At 59.8% G+C, this 17,697-nt stretch carries 20 protein-coding genes and 1 rRNA gene; 14 read left to right on the top strand and 7 right to left on the bottom strand.

All coding sequences use genetic code 11. The features are described from left to right. Nucleotides 1-1,130, bottom strand: a 16S ribosomal RNA gene (locus tag ABIE16_RS04255); the annotation flags it as partial. 613 nt (nucleotides 1,131-1,743) lie between these two features. Here ABIE16_RS04255 and rhtA point away from each other — a divergent pair. Both rhtA and ABIE16_RS04245 read left to right on the top strand, forming a co-directional pair. After that, nucleotides 1,744-2,631, top strand: coding sequence for a threonine/homoserine exporter RhtA (gene rhtA, locus ABIE16_RS04250; RefSeq protein ID WP_057713888.1), 888 nt, complete (start codon nucleotides 1,744-1,746; stop codon nucleotides 2,629-2,631). Between the two features lie 169 nt (nucleotides 2,632-2,800). Further along, the gene (locus tag ABIE16_RS04245; RefSeq protein WP_057713887.1) at nucleotides 2,801-3,082 is read left to right on the top strand and encodes a hypothetical protein; all 282 of its coding nucleotides are present in this window, start codon (nucleotides 2,801-2,803) and stop codon (nucleotides 3,080-3,082) included. 14 nt (nucleotides 3,083-3,096) lie between these two features. Here the strand turns inward: ABIE16_RS04245 and ABIE16_RS04240 are convergent, their stop codons facing one another. After that, the gene (locus tag ABIE16_RS04240) at nucleotides 3,097-3,657 is read right to left on the bottom strand and encodes a TetR/AcrR family transcriptional regulator (protein ID WP_218494496.1); all 561 of its coding nucleotides are present in this window, start codon (nucleotides 3,655-3,657) and stop codon (nucleotides 3,097-3,099) included. 93 nt (nucleotides 3,658-3,750) lie between these two features. Between ABIE16_RS04240 and ABIE16_RS04235 the strand changes: the two genes are divergently transcribed. Beyond that, nucleotides 3,751-4,479 (top strand): SDR family oxidoreductase, encoded by a 729-nt coding sequence (locus ABIE16_RS04235; protein WP_057713885.1) that lies wholly within the window; start codon nucleotides 3,751-3,753, stop codon nucleotides 4,477-4,479. Between the two features lie 38 nt (nucleotides 4,480-4,517). Then, nucleotides 4,518-5,108, top strand: coding sequence for a 2-hydroxychromene-2-carboxylate isomerase (locus ABIE16_RS04230; RefSeq protein WP_057713884.1), 591 nt, complete (start codon nucleotides 4,518-4,520; stop codon nucleotides 5,106-5,108). A 108-nt stretch (nucleotides 5,109-5,216) separates the two neighbouring features. Here ABIE16_RS04230 and ABIE16_RS04225 read toward each other — a convergent pair whose 3' ends face one another. From ABIE16_RS04225 to ABIE16_RS04205, 5 genes are all read right to left on the bottom strand, one after another. After that, a complete protein-coding gene (locus tag ABIE16_RS04225) occupies nucleotides 5,217-7,025 on the bottom strand; it encodes a M24 family metallopeptidase (protein ID WP_429520604.1) in 1,809 nt (602 codons plus the stop codon). Between the two features lie 65 nt (nucleotides 7,026-7,090). Continuing rightward, the gene (locus tag ABIE16_RS04220) at nucleotides 7,091-8,248 is read right to left on the bottom strand and encodes a cysteine desulfurase family protein (protein WP_429520603.1); all 1,158 of its coding nucleotides are present in this window, start codon (nucleotides 8,246-8,248) and stop codon (nucleotides 7,091-7,093) included. Nucleotides 8,249-8,454: 206 nt separating this feature from the next. Then, nucleotides 8,455-9,069 (bottom strand): LysE family translocator, encoded by a 615-nt coding sequence (locus ABIE16_RS04215; protein WP_057713881.1) that lies wholly within the window; start codon nucleotides 9,067-9,069, stop codon nucleotides 8,455-8,457. Nucleotides 9,070-9,170: 101 nt separating this feature from the next. After that, nucleotides 9,171-9,440, bottom strand: a complete 270-nt coding sequence (locus ABIE16_RS04210; protein WP_429520602.1) for a hypothetical protein — start codon at nucleotides 9,438-9,440, stop codon at nucleotides 9,171-9,173. Between the two features lie 117 nt (nucleotides 9,441-9,557). Further along, nucleotides 9,558-9,929, bottom strand: coding sequence for an antibiotic biosynthesis monooxygenase (locus ABIE16_RS04205; RefSeq protein ID WP_218494491.1), 372 nt, complete (start codon nucleotides 9,927-9,929; stop codon nucleotides 9,558-9,560). Nucleotides 9,930-10,024: 95 nt separating this feature from the next. Here ABIE16_RS04205 and soxR point away from each other — a divergent pair, with 95 nt between their 5' ends. The 10 genes from soxR (at nucleotide 10,025) to ABIE16_RS04155 (ending at nucleotide 17,600) form a co-directional block, all read left to right on the top strand. Next, nucleotides 10,025-10,480, top strand: a complete 456-nt coding sequence (gene soxR / locus ABIE16_RS04200; protein ID WP_090456997.1) for a redox-sensitive transcriptional activator SoxR — start codon at nucleotides 10,025-10,027, stop codon at nucleotides 10,478-10,480. Nucleotides 10,481-10,606: 126 nt separating this feature from the next. Then, on the top strand, nucleotides 10,607-11,065 hold the full coding sequence (locus ABIE16_RS04195; protein WP_057713877.1) for a VOC family protein: 459 nt from the start codon (nucleotides 10,607-10,609) through the stop codon (nucleotides 11,063-11,065). 289 nt (nucleotides 11,066-11,354) lie between these two features. After that, the gene (locus tag ABIE16_RS04190; protein WP_429520601.1) at nucleotides 11,355-12,557 is read left to right on the top strand and encodes a PepSY-associated TM helix domain-containing protein; all 1,203 of its coding nucleotides are present in this window, start codon (nucleotides 11,355-11,357) and stop codon (nucleotides 12,555-12,557) included. After that, nucleotides 12,554-13,096: a thiamine pyrophosphate-binding protein gene (locus ABIE16_RS04185; RefSeq protein ID WP_429520600.1), complete on the top strand. Its 543-nt coding sequence runs from the start codon at nucleotides 12,554-12,556 to the stop codon at nucleotides 13,094-13,096. Before ABIE16_RS04190 ends, ABIE16_RS04185 begins: the two co-directional genes overlap by 4 nt. After that, nucleotides 13,093-13,422 (top strand): hypothetical protein, encoded by a 330-nt coding sequence (locus ABIE16_RS04180; protein ID WP_057713874.1) that lies wholly within the window; start codon nucleotides 13,093-13,095, stop codon nucleotides 13,420-13,422. Before ABIE16_RS04185 ends, ABIE16_RS04180 begins: the two co-directional genes overlap by 4 nt. Continuing rightward, on the top strand, nucleotides 13,419-13,994 hold the full coding sequence (locus ABIE16_RS04175) for a DUF6162 family protein (RefSeq protein ID WP_429520599.1): 576 nt from the start codon (nucleotides 13,419-13,421) through the stop codon (nucleotides 13,992-13,994). Before ABIE16_RS04180 ends, ABIE16_RS04175 begins: the two co-directional genes overlap by 4 nt. 35 nt (nucleotides 13,995-14,029) lie before the next feature. Next, a complete protein-coding gene (locus tag ABIE16_RS04170) occupies nucleotides 14,030-14,956 on the top strand; it encodes a metal ABC transporter substrate-binding protein (RefSeq protein WP_057713872.1) in 927 nt (308 codons plus the stop codon). A gap of 83 nt (nucleotides 14,957-15,039) precedes the next feature. Next, entirely contained in the window at nucleotides 15,040-15,798 is a 759-nt protein-coding gene (locus tag ABIE16_RS04165; protein ID WP_429520615.1) for a metal ABC transporter ATP-binding protein, read from the top strand. Next, nucleotides 15,798-16,697, top strand: coding sequence for a metal ABC transporter permease (locus ABIE16_RS04160; RefSeq protein WP_003226663.1), 900 nt, complete (start codon nucleotides 15,798-15,800; stop codon nucleotides 16,695-16,697). The genes ABIE16_RS04165 and ABIE16_RS04160 overlap by 1 nt, the downstream gene beginning before the upstream one ends. After that, nucleotides 16,698-17,600, top strand: a complete 903-nt coding sequence (locus ABIE16_RS04155; protein WP_429520598.1) for a metal ABC transporter substrate-binding protein — start codon at nucleotides 16,698-16,700, stop codon at nucleotides 17,598-17,600. Nucleotides 17,601-17,697 lie beyond the last annotated feature (97 nt).

Below are 17,697 nucleotides of genomic sequence, written 5' to 3'. Positions count from 1 at the left end.
ACGTGCTGGTAACTAAGGACAAGGGTTGCGCTCGTTACGGGACTTAACCCAACATCTCACGACACGAGCTGACGACAGCCATGCAGCACCTGTCTCAATGTTCCCGAAGGCACCAATCCATCTCTGGAAAGTTCATTGGATGTCAAGGCCTGGTAAGGTTCTTCGCGTTGCTTCGAATTAAACCACATGCTCCACCGCTTGTGCGGGCCCCCGTCAATTCATTTGAGTTTTAACCTTGCGGCCGTACTCCCCAGGCGGTCAACTTAATGCGTTAGCTGCGCCACTAAGAGCTCAAGGCTCCCAACGGCTAGTTGACATCGTTTACGGCGTGGACTACCAGGGTATCTAATCCTGTTTGCTCCCCACGCTTTCGCACCTCAGTGTCAGTATCAGTCCAGGTGGTCGCCTTCGCCACTGGTGTTCCTTCCTATATCTACGCATTTCACCGCTACACAGGAAATTCCACCACCCTCTACCATACTCTAGCTTGTCAGTTTTGAATGCAGTTCCCAGGTTGAGCCCGGGGCTTTCACATCCAACTTAACAAACCACCTACGCGCGCTTTACGCCCAGTAATTCCGATTAACGCTTGCACCCTCTGTATTACCGCGGCTGCTGGCACAGAGTTAGCCGGTGCTTATTCTGTCGGTAACGTCAAAACAGCAACGTATTAAGTTACTGCCCTTCCTCCCAACTTAAAGTGCTTTACAATCCGAAGACCTTCTTCACACACGCGGCATGGCTGGATCAGGCTTTCGCCCATTGTCCAATATTCCCCACTGCTGCCTCCCGTAGGAGTCTGGACCGTGTCTCAGTTCCAGTGTGACTGATCATCCTCTCAGACCAGTTACGGATCGTCGCCTTGGTGAGCCATTACCTCACCAACTAGCTAATCCGACCTAGGCTCATCTGATAGCGCAAGGCCCGAAGGTCCCCTGCTTTCTCCCGTAGGACGTATGCGGTATTAGCGTTCCTTTCGAAACGTTGTCCCCCACTACCAGGCAGATTCCTAGGCATTACTCACCCGTCCGCCGCTGAATTCAGGAGCAAGCTCCTGTCATCCGCTCGACTTGCATGTGTTAGGCCTGCCGCCAGCGTTCAATCTGAGCCATGATCAAACTCTTCAGTTCAAACATCTTTGGGTTTTGAGAAAACCCTAAACTTGGCTCAGCAATCGTTGGTTACATCTTTGATTTCTCGCGGAGTAACTTGTGATGCTGATAATCTGTTGACTAGCAGTCTAACTCCACAAGCACCCACACGAATTGCTTGATTCAGTTGTTAAAGAGCGGTTGGTTAAGATCTTTCGTCTCAACCGAGGCGCGCATTCTACAGCAGCCTCATTTGCTGTCAAGTGATTATTTTCAGAAGCTTTCAAAGTTTCCTTTGTAACTTCAACCACTTGCGCTTCAGATCTCTCGTCAGCGGGAGGCGAATTCTACAGCGTTACACGCTGCTGTCAACACCTCTTTTTCAACTCCCTTTGTGCTTCGATGAACTGAAGCAACCTGCTGCCGAAAACTGCGTAACTCTTTGTTTACCAAGGAGTTTTCCGTTTCGACTGCGCCGGAAGTGGGGCGAATTATAGACACCTGGAATCTGCCGTCAAGCATTGATTTAGGTTTTCTATCGACATGTGCAAAAACACTGCTTATATATAGACGCGCCTGCAAGGAATGCGCAGTATATTGCCCAACACAAATAGAAACGCCCTGATTCCTATATTTCGGACGATGCCACGTAATGAATGACCAGCCTCGCAGCCTAGCCTCTACCCTGTTCTCGGTTGGGCTGCTGCTCATAGCCATGGCATCGATCCAGTCCGGAGCCTCCCTGGCCAAAAGCATGTTCTCCGTTGTGGGCCCCCAGGGGACGACAACATTACGACTGATTTTTGCCAGTGTGATCATGATGCTGATACTGCGTCCATGGCGGGCAAAATTCACTGCAAAGTCCCTGCGCACTGTCATCGTCTACGGAATGGCGCTGGGCGGCATGAACTTCCTCTTCTATATGTCGTTGCAAACCGTCCCGCTGGGCATCGCGGTGGCGCTTGAATTCACCGGCCCACTGGCGGTGGCGATCTACGCCTCGCGTCGCGCGATCGACTTTTTGTGGATTGCCCTGGCTGCCGCAGGCTTACTGTTACTGATACCGACGGGAGAAACGACCACCGGCATCGATCTTGTAGGCGCCGGTTATGCCTTGGGCGCAGGGGTCTGCTGGGCACTGTACATTTTGTTCGGTCAAAAAGCCGGGGCCGACAATGGCGTGCAAACCGCCGCGCTGGGAGTAATGATCGCTGCGCTCTTCGTAGCCCCCATCGGTATTGTCCATGCAGGCTCGGCTCTGCTGAGCCCGTCGTTGATCCCTATAGCTCTTGGCGTCGCCATCCTGTCCACAGCCCTCCCCTACACCCTGGAGATGGTCGCGCTGACCCGCATGCCGGCCAGAACCTTCGGCACACTGATGAGTATCGAGCCAGCCTTCGGCGCGCTATCTGGCTTGCTGTTCCTTCATGAATACCTCTCGCTGTCACAATGGATGGCAATCATGTGCATCATTCTGGCATCCGTCGGTGCCACCATGACCATGAGCACTAGCACCAGACCAGCCGTAGCGGCGGATTGAAAGCAGATATGAAACGGCTCTGGTATTTGCCGTTCAATTAGGCCATGTTTAGCCCCGCACCCCAGCGTCATGACATGGACCATTTCAGATAGGGATATCGGTACGCGTCAAGCGAAAGTGAAAGCGGCCAAACCCGGGCACAAGATCCGGGGACGCTATAAGGACAGTAATGAAACGATTTTTGATGCTGATCGCCGTACTTGCAATTGCGGGCTGCGCAGCGACTTCGGAAACACAGATCAAGCACGGTAAGAAAGGGCTGCACATCAACTGTTCCGGACTGTCTTCGTCCTGGGACAAGTGCTACGCCAGCGCCGCCAACTCCTGTGCCCCCAAGGGATACAAGGTCATTGCCAAGTCGGGAGATGCAGTGGAAGAGCCCGGCGATTACCCGTTTGGCCTCAATCCTGCAGGCTATACCAGCCGCAGCATGATTGTCATCTGCAAATAGGCAGGGCCGTCGGGTCAGGTTCTCGGGCTTGCGATCTGACGGCCAATTTCCTCGTAGCTGGAGTTCAGCACTGTGCGCTGGATATCCGGGCTAGCCAGCATGCGCGCTACGACCAGCGCGCCAATACATTGCGACAGAATCGCCCACGCCAGGCTGTCGCTTTGCAGAATACCCGCCCAACTTTCCTGAAGCCGACAAATCCAGTGCTCTGCCTGTTGACGGACAGTCAGGTCGGAACGGGCAATTTCCGCCCCCAATGCCGGCAATGCACAACCGGTTTCCGGATTCTCGACGTGAGACATACTCAGGTACTGCTTCAAGCAGCGCTCAAGCTTGTCACGGTCCTGTCCCTCCCCCAATCGCGCCAGGCTTTGCCCCAACTCGCGCTCGACAATGCTGGCGAACAACTCGTCTTTCGACGAGAAATGGCTGTAGAAGGCGCCGCCACTCAAGCCAATCGCTTTCATCAGGCCGTCCACGCCCACCGTTGAAAATCCGGACTTCTTGGCCGATACCGCACTGCTTTCCAGCAGCCTTTGCCTGGTTTCCAGCTTGTGACTGGCCGAATAACGCATTGCCTTTCTCCCTAGCTTGCTCGCCTTGACGTCTGTCGAATCATAGCATAACGTTCGTTTAGTTAACGATCGTTTACCAAAAGGGATCTACCCATGAATAACAAGAAGGTCGTTCTTATCGTCGGTGCAGGTGATGCCACGGGTGGCGCCATTGCCAAGCGTTTTGCCCGGGAAGGTTTTGTCACCTGCGTTACCCGCCGCAGTGCGGACAAGCTCCAGCCATTGGTGGATGCCATAAAGGCCGATGGTGGCGAGGCCCACGGTTTCGCCTGCGACGCCCGCAAGGAAGACGACGTGGTCGCACTGGTCGAGCAGATAGAAAGCGAGATCGGCCCTATCGAGGCATTCGTGTTCAACATCGGCGCGAACGTGCCGTGCAGCATTCTCGAAGAAACCGCCCGCAAGTATTTCAAGATCTGGGAAATGGCCTGTTTTTCCGGTTTTCTCAATGCGCGTGAAGTGGCCAAACGCATGGCCAAGCGCCAACGGGGCACGATCCTGTTCACCGGCGCCACTGCAGGCCTGCGTGGCGCAGCCGGGTTCGCCGCATTTGCCGGTGCCAAGCACGGCATTCGTGCGCTGGCGCAAAGCATGGCCCGAGAGCTCGGCCCCATGAATATTCACGTTGCCCATGTCGTCGTCGACGGCGCCATCGATACCGATTTCATCCGCGACAGCTTCCCCGAGAAATACGCGACCAAGGATCAGGACGGCATCCTTAACCCCGAACACATTGCCGAGAATTACTGGTACCTGCACAGCCAGCCCCGCGACGCCTGGACTTTCGAACTGGACCTGCGCCCCTGGAGCGAACGCTGGTAATTCCCCCCACACACAACAATAAGACGAGCGCCTTGAACATGAGCAAAACCGTGGAGTTCTACTTCGACCTCGGCAGCCCCGCCACCTATCTGGCCTACACCCAGCTACCGAAGATCTGCGCGCAAACCGACACCCGGTTGATCTACATTCCGCTCTTGTTGGGCGGAGTGTTCAAAGCCACCGGTAACGCCTCTCCGGCGACTGTCCCGGCCAAAGGCCGCTACATGTTTGAGGATCTGGACCGCTACGCCAAACGCTACGGCGTGCCTCTGAAATTCAATCCCCACTTCCCGATCAACACCTTGATGCTCATGCGCGCCGTAACAGGCATGCAGTTGCGCCACCCTGAACGCTTTGCAGCTTTCATCGATTGCCTGTTCAAGGCCATATGGGTCGAGGGTCGCAGCCTGGATGAACCGGCAACCGTCGCGGCAGTGCTCAGCGAAAACGCTTTCGATCCGCAAGAGGTGCTGGCCCTGACCGCCGATGAAGAAGTAAAAGCCCTGCTCAAGGACAACACCGAAAAAGCCGTACAGCGAGGCGTATTCGGAGCCCCAAGCATGTTTGTCGACAATCAGTTGTACTTCGGCCAGGATCGACTGGACTTCGTGCTCGAAGCCTTGAGCTGAATCTCGACCACCAACCGCCCCTTCGCCGCCCTATGGCTCAGGCGCTGGATAAAGCGCCTGAGCTGCACATAAACAAATAGCTACGCCGGAACCAATAGCAGCACCCGATCAGATAGCCGCCGTGCGGGTATTGAGCCACTCCAGCGCGGCACCGTCGACCAACGGACTCAGGCGCTCGCGCACTTCGGCGTGGTAGGCGTTAAACCACTGCTTTTCCTCGTCCGACAGCAGCGAGGTTTCCAGGCAGCGCGTATCAATCGGGCACAGGGTCAGCGTTTCGAACTTGAGGAACTCGCCGAATTCGCTTTTGCCTGCCTCACGGTTCATCGCCAGGTTTTCGATACGCACACCCCAACGACCCGGACGATAGGTACCCGGTTCAATGGACGTGATCATGCCGGGTTGCATCGCGGTTTGCGGGGCAGGCGAGGCCTGATAAGCAATGACTTGCGGACCTTCGTGGACGTTCAGGAAGTAACCGACGCCATGACCGGTGCCGTGACCGTAGTCGACACTTTCCGCCCAGATGGGCGCACGGGCGATGGCATCGAGCAGCGGCGACAGAATGCCTTTCGGGAACTGCGCGCGGGACAAGGCAATCACCCCCTTGAGCACGCGGGTGCAATCGCGTTTTTGCTCATCGGTCGGTGTGCCCACAGCAACCATGCGCGTGATGTCGGTGGTGCCGCCCAGATACTGGCCGCCGGAGTCGATCAGCAGCAGGCCGTCCCCTTCGATCACCGCGTGTTCTTCTTCGGTGGCATGGTAATGCGGCATCGCGCCATTGGCGTTGAACGCGGCAATGGTGTTGAAACTCAGAGACACATAATCCGGACGACGTTCACGGGCCGCGGTGAGTTTTTCGTCGATGGTCAGTTCGGTGATGCGCTCGCGCCCCAGCGCCGAATCCAGCCAGGCAAAGAATTCGCACAGTGCTGCGCCGTCCTGTTCCATGGCCTGACGGATGTGTTCGGCATCGGCCAGGCTTTTTTGCGATTTGGCCAGGGTGGTCGGGTTCAGGCCTTCGATCAGGTTCACCCCGCTGTCGAGGTTGTCCAGCAACCCTGCCGTGACCCGCGCCGGATCGACTTGCAGGCTCGCGCCGCTCGGTACGGCACGCAATGCAGTAGCGACTTCGCTGTAATCGCGCAAGGTCACCCCGTCCCGTTCGAGGATGGCGCGCAGTTCGGCGCTGACTTTGCTCAAGGCGACAAACAGCGTGGCCTGTTGCTGATTGATCAAGGCGAAAGAAACAAACACCGGGTTGAACGACACGTCGCCGCCACGCAGGTTGAACAGCCAGGCGATATCATCCAGGGTGGCGATAAAATGCCAGTCGGCACCCCGCGCCTGCAGGGTTTCACGCAGTTTGGCGAGTTTTTCGCCACGGCTGACGGTCGCCTGTGGTGGCAAGTGCTGATAGATCGGTTCGTTCGGCAGGCCTGGGCGGTCGCTCCAGACGCCGCTCAGCAGGTCGATGTCGGTGCGCAGGCGAGCGCCACGCTCTTCCAGTTTACCGCCCAGGGTCCGTGCCGAAGCCACGGCCATGACCGCGCCATCGACCGCGACAACGCCACCCTCGGGGGTTTGCTCGGCCAGCCATTCCAGTGGTCCGGGTTGACCCGGTTGCAGCTTGACCAGATCAATGCCGCTGCCGTTGAGCTCCTTGGTCGCCTGCTCCCAATAACGGCTGTCGGCCCAGACGCCTGCAAAATCCGGAGTCACGATCAGGGTGCCGACCGAACCATGGAAACCCGACAACCACTGGCGCCCCTGCCAGTAACCCGGCAGGTATTCGGACAGGTGCGGGTCGGCCGACGGCACCAGCAAGGCGTGAATGCCCTCCCGGCTCATCAGTTCACGGGTTTGCGCCAGGCGCTGGGGCACCGATCCATTGATCGAAAGCTGCGTATTCATCGTGTCTCCTGCTAACCACTTCATCATTATTGTTGAGTGCCGATCAATGTCGGCGCTTCGTCGCCCTATTGCCAGAATGCCGGAGCACTGGCGCAGGCTGCCTTGATCAGTTGAACCGCCTGGTCGATGTCCTGCTCGGTGGTGAAACGCCCGAGGCTCAAGCGGATGGTGCGACCGGCCGAGCGGGCATCGTGCCCCAGGGCCAGCAGTACATGGGATGGGGTATTGCTCGCGGAATTGCAGGCCGAGGTCGCGGAAAAAGCGATCGAGGCCAGCAACGCCGCCGGGTTGAACTCGCCTTCGTCGAAGGTCAGGCTCAGGGTATGGGGAATGCGCCGGGTCGGGCTGCCGTTGAGACGCACGCCGGGAACGCTCTGCAATTGCTCGAGCAAGCGTTCACGCAAACGCACGATGGTGGCTTTCTCTTCATCGAACGCAGCCGCCGCCAGTGCAAAGGCCGCGCCCATGGCCGCGATCTGATGGGTCGCCAGTGTGCCGGAGCGCAAACCGCCCTCATGCCCGCCGCCATGGATCTGCGCCTGCAAACGCTGTTGTGCACGCGGACCGACGTACAACGCGCCGATGCCCTTGGGGCCGTAGAGCTTGTGCGCGGAAAACGACATCAGGTCCACCGGCCACAGTGCGAGGTCGATCGCCACTTTGCCCGCGCCCTGTGCGGCGTCGACATGGAACAACGCCCCGCGATCACGCACGACCTGACCGATGGAGGGAATGTCGTTGAGGGTGCCCAGTTCGTTGTTGACCAGCATCAGCGACACCAGGAAGGTGTCTTCACGCATGGCTTCGCTGACTGCTTGCGCCGTGATCAGGCCCTCGGCGTCCGGCACCAGGTAGGTCACCGCGACACCGGCATCCTCCAGTTGCCTGGCGGTATCGAGAATGGCCTTGTGTTCGATCTGGCTGGTGATGATATGGCCCCCGCCAATGCGGCGGGCCTGGGCCACGCCTTTGAGCGCGAGGTTGTTGGATTCGGTGGCGCCGGAGGTCCAGACGATCTGCCCGGGCGTCGCGCCGACCAGCTCGGCGACCTGGCGTCGCGCCTGTTCGACCGATTGCCGGGCCTGCTGGCCGAAAACGTGGGAACTGGAGGCAGGGTTGCCGAAATTGCCGGTAAAGCCCAGACACTCGATCATCACCTTGATGACCCGCTCATCCACCGGCGTGGTGGCGGCGTAATCGAAATACAACGGACGTTTATTCATAAAAGACTCGCAGAGCGTGTTCCGGGATCAGGAAGCTCGTGACTGCAAACGGCAAAGCGCAGCCTTGTGAGCTGCGCGCGGTTTTCAGAACGTTACCAATACCTGATCGGATGCCGTTAAAGAAGAATTACTTCATTTAAAAGTGCGTAGGAACGCTCCTGAAAAGTCAGCTTAACAGGCATCGGGCAACCGGTTGAAGCAATGCGTCAGCTAAAGCTTTCGAGTATCAGCGGATACAGCGAACCCACAAGCAGCGCGGCCATGCCCCAATTGAACAGGCGCAGCCAGCGGCGATCCTTCAGAACATTGCGCAACAGCGTGCCGCAAGCGGCCCAGACACCCACGCTCGGCAGGTTGATGATCGCAAAGACGGCCGCGATCACGATCACATTCGTGAAGTACCCCTGCATCGGCGTGTAAGTGCTGATAGCGCCGATGGCCATGATCCAGGCCTTGGGATTGACCCACTGGAACGCGGCGGCCCCCAGATAGCTGATCGGTTTCGCCTCGCCCTGCTGGCTTTCCGACATTGGCCCGGAATGGGCGATTTTCCACGCCAGATACAGCAAATACGCCGCCCCCACATAACGCAGCACGGTGTAGAGCAAAGGGTAGGTCTGGAACACCGCGCCAAGGCCAAAGCCGACCGCCACCACCAGTACGAAGAAGCCACAAGTGATGCCGAGCATGTGCGGAATCGTGCGGTTGAAGCCGAAGTTCACCCCGGAGGCCAGCAACATGGTGTTGTTCGGGCCGGGCGTGATCGAGGTGACGAGGGCAAACAGGGCGAAGCCCAGCAGCAGGTCGAGTGAGAGCGTCATGGGTGGCAGTCCGTCAGGGTCGGTCAGGTGTTGACCCTATCGCACACCTTCGGCGAAACCCATGGACAGTTACGCGAAACTTGGAGCAGTACAGTTTCGCCTCAGCTCGGACGACCGTGAAGCTGTACAGATCGCCCGACGTTCATTTCACCCTGGTTGTCGAAACCGAACAACTTTTGCGGCTGACCGAGCAGCTCGGCTTTTTTCGCGTGGTACTCGTCGAAGGACAGTCCGCGGCGGTTCAGCGCTTCCAGCGCCAGTTCCTTGCTTTCTTCCGCCGTGTAAGGCCGAAGCTCAGGGGAAACATGGCTGGCACATCCGGCGAGTACGGAGACGGCGAGCATCAGCAAAGTGGCGATCATCGGTTTCATTTCTGGCGTCCTGGCAACTGGGTTCGAGGCAATGAACACAGGCTACCCGCGCCTCCCGGGCAGCAGAAATCAACGCTTTCAATAGTGGCTATCAAGAAATGGCGATCATTGCCCTTGTCAGCGCCAGCCCACCAGGCTGCAGTGCAATGCATTGTCGTGGCTGCGCTCCAGGCTGTGCAGGACCTGGAACGAGCCGAAGGTCACGGCCTTCGCCTGATGGGCGCGGATCAACTGCCAGAAATCCTCTTCGCCGTTTTCAAAGGACCGGAACGCAGCCTCCCCGGCTTCGCGGGTTTGCCATTGCAGATAATTGAGTACCCGCCGGCCATCATCGCTGGCCTGGATGCTGGCACTGAGAAAGCCGCGGTGCTGCCGGGCCAGATGTTCGGTCTGTGCCGACAATGCCAATACCAGCGCGGGTAGTTGATGCGGCTCGATCTGGAATTCGATCAGTTGGGTAAAGCTGCGATTCTTCTCTGAGGCTTGCATGAAATGTCCCCACTCACATGTAAGGCGAATCTTGCGATCCGAAGGTGTGCAGGGTAAAACCTCTAGTTAAATAGAGGTCAAGAGGCAATTTTTAAATGATCACCCCGGAAAACCTGCACAAGGAACTTACCGTCGGCCAAGTCGCGGCACGTAGCGGTGTGGCGGTCACGGCGCTGCACTTCTATGAGTCCAAGGGGCTGATCAAGAGCAACCGCAATCAAGGCAACCAGCGCCGCTATCCCAGGGAAGTGCTGCGACGGGTGGCCTTGATCAAGGTTGCCCAGCGCCTGGGAATTCCTTTGGCGGAAATCGGCGAAGCCCTCAAGTCACTGCCCGACAACCGGGCGCCGACGGCGGCGGACTGGAAAATGCTGTCGGCGCAATGGAGCCGGGAACTGGATGAGCGCATCAACCAACTGACCCTGCTGCGCGATCGCCTCAACGGCTGCATCGGGTGTGGTTGCCTGTCGATGGAGGCTTGTCCGTTGCGCAACGCAGGCGATGTGCTGGGAGAGCGCGGGCCGGGAGCGCACTGGTTAGAGCCGACCTGATAGCACTTGAATGGCGCTGCTGCTCGTCGGGCACTCGGTGAGGCGAAAGAGGCTGGCCTATATTTATTCGGTCGTACAACGGCACAGGTACTTTCCATTCACAAAACAACAACAGGGAGTTCCATCATGAGCGTCAAACCCATTCCAGAGGGGTATCACAGCGTCACCCCCTATCTGGGCATCAACAAAGCCGCCGAAGCCATCGCCTTCTACAAAAAAGCCTTCGGCGCCATTGAAATCATGCGCCTGGACATGCCCGATGGCGGTGTCGGCCACGCGGAACTGCGCATCGGCGATTGCCCGATCATGCTGGGCACACCATGCGATCAAGGACCGTTGAGCAACCCGGACAATTCGCCGTCCGTGGGTCTGCATTTGTACGTGACGGATGTCGACAAGTCCTACAAACAGGCGATCGATGCCGGCGCAACCGTCGTATCGGAGGTCAAGGATCAGTTTTACGGCGACCGTTCAGGGACCTTGAAGGATCCCTACGGGCACCTGTGGTTCCTGGCCACGCACAAGGAAGACCTGACTCAGGAACAGATCGAACAACGGGCCAAGGAGATGTTTGCCCAGGGTTGATATCTTTGGTGCTGGAGCGGGCCTCTTCGCGAGCAGGCTCGCTCCCACAAGGGTCCCGTCTTCAGCAGCACCGCCGACATGCCAATCACTTGCGCAAGCAAGCCCGCCCGCGACCTGTCGACAATGAGAAACATTTTCTTTCATTTCCCCTTTCGGGATTTCCCCTGCTCATCCGTCCTACTTAGATGCAGTCCTTTCGCGTAGGCAAAAGCCACGACCGGACCTTCTGGGCGCTCATCCCTGCGAAGCCCGCAGCCGAGCTGCCCCTCATCCAGGCAAGACCTCCAACATGTCAAAGAAGTCCCGTTCAAAAATCTGGTTTCTGGTCCATAGCTGGCTGGCATTGCCGATCTGGTTTTTCGTGCTGATCGTCTGTGTAACCGGAACCCTGGCCGTCATCAGTCAGGAGATCGTCTGGCTGACCAACCCGCCAATGCGCGCCAGCCAGCCCTCGGACGACTCCCCGCTACTCAGTTATCAGCAGGTCATCGAGGCCATCAACAAGGCCGAACCGCAGACCGTGGTGCAGAGCATCAGCCGCCCCGACGAGTCGCATTTCGCCCTGGATGTCGAAGTCAGCTACCCCGACGGGCGCTCGGTGGTGATTTATGTCAATCCGTACAGCGGCGTGATCCAGGGTGTCGCGCCGGAGTTCAACTTCCGCGCCTTCACCCGGGCGCTGCACGGCTGGTGGCTGGTGCCGTTCACCAACGGTTACAGCTGGGGCTGGTACCTGGTGTCGTTTCTCGGCTTGCCGCTACTGGCGTCGCTGGTCACGGGGCTGGTGGTCTACAAACGCTTCTGGAAAGGCTTTTTTCGGCCAACCCTGCGTATTCGCCACGGCGCGCGGATTTTCTGGGGCGACTTTCACCGCTTGAGCGGCATCTGGTCGATCTGGTTCATCGCGGTGATTTCCATCACCGGCACCTGGTTCCTGATCCAGGCATTGCTGTTCGATAACCAGATTTCCATTTCCACGGAAAAGATCATCCCGGCGATGTCCCGCGAAGCGGTGCCGCTGTCAGCCGATGGCTCGCCCCCGCCGCGTATCGACCTCGACCGCGCGATTGAAATCGCCACGCAGAAAATCTCCGGGCTGGAGGCCAGCTTTGTCAGTTTGCCGGGCAATGCCTACAGCCACCTGGATGTCGGCGGACGCGGTTGGTATCCGTTGATGTTCCAGACCGCCACGATCAACCCGTACAACGGCGAAATCGCCGCCTCGCGCCTGATCTCGGACCGTTCGACCCTGGAGTTCGTCACCGAGTCCATGCGCCCGTTGCACACCGGCGATTTCGGTGGCCTGTGGATCAAGCTGATCTGGGCGTTCTTCGGCCTGTTGCTGAGCATGATGGTGCTCAGCGGTCTGCTGATCTGGACCAAACGCACGGCACTGGCCACGGCCAATGCCTTCAAGCGCAGCAACAAAAAACAGCGTGGCACCGCCGCGCAACCGGTCACGAACAACGAACCGTCGGAGGCCCACCTGTGAGCAAAGTCACTGCGGTCTCGCAACCCTCGCGCCTGCACGTGTTCTGGCACAAATGGCGCTTTCATCTGAACGTCCTGTTACTGCTGATTCCCCTGGGTTTCATGCCCAAGTACTTCGCCGACGAGGCATTGATGCGCGGCGACAGTGGCCTTGGCGAACGGGAGGTCGGCGAAGTCCGGGTCGGTCCCTGGAGCCTGCTCCTGGCGGAATTGCGCAACGCCGCGCCCATGCTCGACGGCCCAGCCGGTTACATGAAAGGTTTCAACGCCGCGTTGTGCGAGGCCTGTATCGGCCAGGTCAAGGCCACTTACCTGCGTATCGGCAAGCCCCGCAGCCTGCGCGCCGCCGGGGTGATTTTCTTCGGCACCCCGTACCGCATGGGTGCCTCGCTGCCCGTCCCGGAAAAGACCACGGCCGACGCCGAACTGTGGATCACCATGGAAGGCTGGGACGGCGCCATGCATCAGGCATCCATTCCTTTGAGCCAGGCCTCCCCCGCCACCATCGCCTGGCTGAACAAACAAGGAGGCAAACCATGATCACCCCTCTTCGCCCGCTCAACGCCGTGTTGCTGGTGCTCTGCGCCGGCTTCAGCGCCGCCGCCCTGGCCCACAATCCGATGTGCGAATGCAAGGCCATCGACGCGGAGCAGATCAAGTGCACCGGCGGTTTTTCCGACGGCAGCGGCGCTCCTGGCGTGACCCTCGATGTGATCGGCTACGACGAAACCATCCTGGTGCCGGGCAAGCTCGGGCCTGATTCGACCCTGACCTTCAAGAAGCCCGGCGCCGAGTTCTATGTGCTGTTCGATGCCGGCCCCGGTCACGTCGTGGAAATCGACCAAGCGGACATCGAGGCACCATGAGCACTCCAACGACCCAAGTCGTGCGCCCGGCCGGGGCCGGTCACGAAACCCTCTATGTTCTGCTGCTGTGCCTGATGATCCTCGCGGTGGCCGGCTCGGTGGTGCTCTGGCGCGGTGAATCCCATGAGGTGAGCAGCGTCAGCAGCCATCAACTGGATGCGCGCCGTGACCTCAGTGCATCCGAGCAAGGTATCTACGCCGATTTGCGGGTGACGCTGGACGAGATCCATTTGCTGCGCCAGGAACAGCAAGCGCTGCCGACACCCGAGTTGCTGGCCGAGGAAGGGTTTGCCCCGTTTGCCCGGGACGCCAGCTCCGTCAGCCGGGGTGGCCATGCCTGGCAAATGCTCGACGCCAAGGCCTATTTCGGCCGGAGCCAGATGCCGACGGTCGCCGGTTCGTTTCTGCTGCGTCTGAGCGCAACCGCCGACGCTGCACCGGACATCTGGCTCAACCGCACCAGCACGCTCACGGCACCGACCGACCTCAGCGATGCCGCGCTCGAAAGCGCCGGCTGGCAGCAGGTCATCGCGCAATTCGATGCCGGTGTGACCCGCCAGCACCGGCACTGAACCCTCGCCTTTTTCCGAGAGAAGACCGCTTTCCCATGCCCAATTCATCTCAATGTTCTTTTTTGCGCCTGCTGCTGGTCGGCTTGCTCGCCTGCCTGCTGCCATCCCTGGCCAGCGCCGACGAAGCCAAGCGCCTGCGCATCGGCATCACCCTGCATCCCTACTACAGCTACGTGGCGAACATCGTCGGCGACAAGGCCGAGGTGGTGCCGCTGATTCCAGCCGGTTTCAACCCGCATGCCTACGAGCCCCGCGCCGAAGACATCAAGCGCATCAGCGGGCTGGACGTGATTGTGCTCAACGGTGTCGGCCATGACGACTTCGCCGACCGCATGATCGCCGCCAGCGAAACCCCGAACGTGCCGGTAATCGAAGCCAACGAGAACGTACCGCTACTGGCCGCCACCGGCGTGGCCGCACGCGGTGCCGGCAAGGTGGTGAACCCGCACACCTTCCTGTCGATCAGCGCCTCGATTGCCCAGGTCAACAACATTGCCCGGGAGCTAGGCAAGCTCGATCCCGCCAATGCCAAAACCTACACCGAGAACGCCCGCGCCTACGGCAAGCGCCTGCGCAAGATGCGCGCCGACGCCCTGGCCAAACTGACCCAGGCACCGAACGCGGAACTGCGGGTGGCCACGGTACACGCGGCCTACGACTATCTGCTGCGCGAATTCGGCCTCGAAGTGACGGCCGTGGTCGAGCCGGCCCACGGTATCGAGCCAAGCCCGAGCCAGCTGAAAAAAACCATCGATCAACTGCGTGAACTGGACGTGAAGGTGATCTTCTCGGAGATGGACTTTCCTTCCACTTACGTCGACACCATCCAGCGCGAATCCGGCGTGAAGCTGTATCCGCTGTCGCATATTTCCTACGGCGAATACACCGCCGACAAGTACGAAAAGGAAATGACCGGCAACCTCGACACCGTGGTGCGGGCAATTCAGGAGTCGGGGGCATGACATCGAAAGAAACCATCCTGGCCGATGCAGAATCCCCTGTGGGAGCGAGCTTGCTCGCGAAGGCGTCGTGTCAGTCGACCACCATGTTGCCTGATACACCGCCATCGCGAGCAAGCTCGCTCCCACAGGTTTCGGGGCCGACATTGGATTTTGCAGGTGTCAGCCTGACCCTCGGGCGCACGACGATCCTCGACAACGTGACATTTCAAGTCCGACCCGGCAGCGTGCACGCATTGGTCGGCCCCAATGGCGGCGGCAAGAGTTCGCTGATCAAGACCCTGCTCGGGCAAATGCCTCACCAGGGCCGCTTGAACCTGCATTGGCCAGCCGAGCCGGGGACCATCGGCTATGCGCCACAGGCACTGGAGTTCGACCGGGGCTTGCCAATGACCGTCGACGATTTCATGGCCGCCATGTGCCAGCGTCGCCCGGCCTTTCTCGGCTTGAGCAAACACTACGCGACGGCGATTGGCGAGGCGCTGGAGCGGGTCGGCATGCAGGACAAACGCAAGCGCCGCATGGGCGCGCTGTCCGGCGGCGAACGGCAACGGGTGTTGCTGGCCCAGGGGCTGATTCCGCCTCCGCAATTGCTGGTGCTCGACGAACCGATGTCGGCCCTCGATGAGGCCGGTATCCGGGTGTTCGAACGCTTGCTCGGCGACTGGCGAGCGGCGGGCATCACCGTACTGTGGATCGAGCACGACCTGGAAGCGGTCGGACGCCTGGCCGATCACGTCACCGGGCTCAATCGCCGGGTGCTGTTCGACGCCACGCCGCAACAGGCGCTGACACCGGAGCGTCTGTTGAACCTGTTCTCGACCCACCCACGGAGCCTTGCCTGATGAGTTACGAAGCTTTTCGCCTGATGGTCCAGGGCTGGGCGTCGTCGGGTTATCTGCCCGAGGCGCTGGCCTATGGATTCGTGGTCAACGCCCTGCTCGCCGGCCTGTTGATCGGCCCGGTACTGGGAGGCCTGGGCACGTTGGTGGTGGTCAAGCGCTTCGCGTTTTTCTCCGAGGCGGTCGGTCACGCCGCCCTGACCGGCGTGGCCATCGGCATCCTGCTCGGCGAACCCTACACCGGCCCCTACGGCAGCCTGTTCGGCTACTGCCTGCTGTTCGGCATCCTGCTCAATTACCTGCGCAACCGCACCGGTCTGGCGCCAGATACCTTGATTGGCGTGTTTCTCTCGGTGTCGCTCGCCTTGGGCGCTAGCCTGCTGCTGATTCTGGCGGGCAAGATCAACGTGCACATTCTGGAAAACGTGCTGTTCGGCTCGGTGCTGACGGTCAATGGCAATGACCTGCTGGTGCTGGCCATCGTCGGTTCGCTGGTCATGGCCCTGGCCTTGCCTTTGTACAACCGCATCATGCTCGCCAGTTTCAACCCGCAGTTGGCGGCGGTGCGCGGGGTGGCGGTGAAAACCCTGGATTATCTGTTCGTGATTCTGGTGACGCTGATCACCGTTGCCGCCGTGAAGGTCATCGGCGCGATTCTGGTGGGCGCCCTGCTGGTGATTCCGGCCGCCGCGGCACGCCTGCTCAGCCAATCGCTGAAGGGCTTTTTCTGGTGTTCGGTGCTGATCGCCACGGTCAGCACACTGTGCGGGATTCTTGCACCGATTGTCTTCGACCTGCCGATCCCGTCCGGCGCCGCGATCATCCTCGTGGCCGGTATCGCCTTCGCCCTGGCCGCCATCGCGCGCGGCGTCGTCCCCAGCCTGAAAGGGAACCTTGGATAAATGATTTTTTCACTGCGCCAACTGACCCTCGCCGTCGCCCTGTGCGGGCTGGCGACAACGACCATGGCCGCCGACAACGGCAAACCGCTGCGTGTGCTGGCCTCCTTGCCGATTACCTATGGCCTGGGTGAGGTCTTGCTCAAGGGCACCGATGTCAGCCTCGAACGCGCGACCCCGGCCAACCTGCCCGGCAGCCGCCAGACCGCCTACTTCACCGGCCGTGGCGCCCCGGCGCTGGCCAAACTGGCAAGCGACGCCGATGCGGTGATCGGCCTGCGCTCACTGTGGCCGGATGACCCGCTGTACCCGATCGCCCGGCGCAGCAATATCCGCATCGTCGAAGTCGACGCCGCTCGCCCCGTGGACGGCGCCCTGCCCGGCATAGCCGTACAGCCCGACAACAAGGTCGACGGGCTGAACAGTCAGCCGTGGTTCTCCAGCAATAACATGGGGCGCATGGCCGATGTGATGGCGGCGGACCTGGTGCGTCTGGCCCCCAAGGCCAAGCCGAAGATCGACGCCAACCTGGCATCGCTCAAGCAGCGTTTGCTCAAGCTCAGTGCCGACAGCGAAGCGCGGTTGGCCAATGTGGACAACCTCTGTGTGATGAGTCTCAGCGATCACTTCGGCTACCTGATCGGCGGTCTCAATCTGGAATTGATCGGCCAGGATGCACGCGCCGATGCCGAGTGGACACCGGAGGCGCTGAAGCAATTGGGCGCAACGCTCAAGGATAATGACGTGACGGTGGTGCTGCATCACCGGCAGCCGTCGGATGCGCTGAAAGCGGTGATTGCCGGGTCGGGTAGCCGGTTACTGGTGCTGAGTACCGATGCCGAGGATCCGGTCGCGGAACTGGAGGGGAATGTGGATTTGGTCATCAAGGGGCTTAGTGGCGTGTAACCTCGGTTGGACCGCGTTATCGTTCTTCGCGAGCAGGCTCGCTCCCACAGGGGATTTGTGGCGCGCCATGAATCCAATGTGGGAGCGAGCCTGCTCG

The sequence above is a fragment of the Pseudomonas sp. 2725 genome (genome assembly GCF_050434585.1).
In the GTDB taxonomy this organism is placed as follows: Bacteria; Pseudomonadota; Gammaproteobacteria; order Pseudomonadales; family Pseudomonadaceae; genus Aquipseudomonas; species Aquipseudomonas jessenii.
Note: the sequence above shows the minus strand (reverse complement) of the source record. Positions and strands in the feature narration are given on the sequence as shown.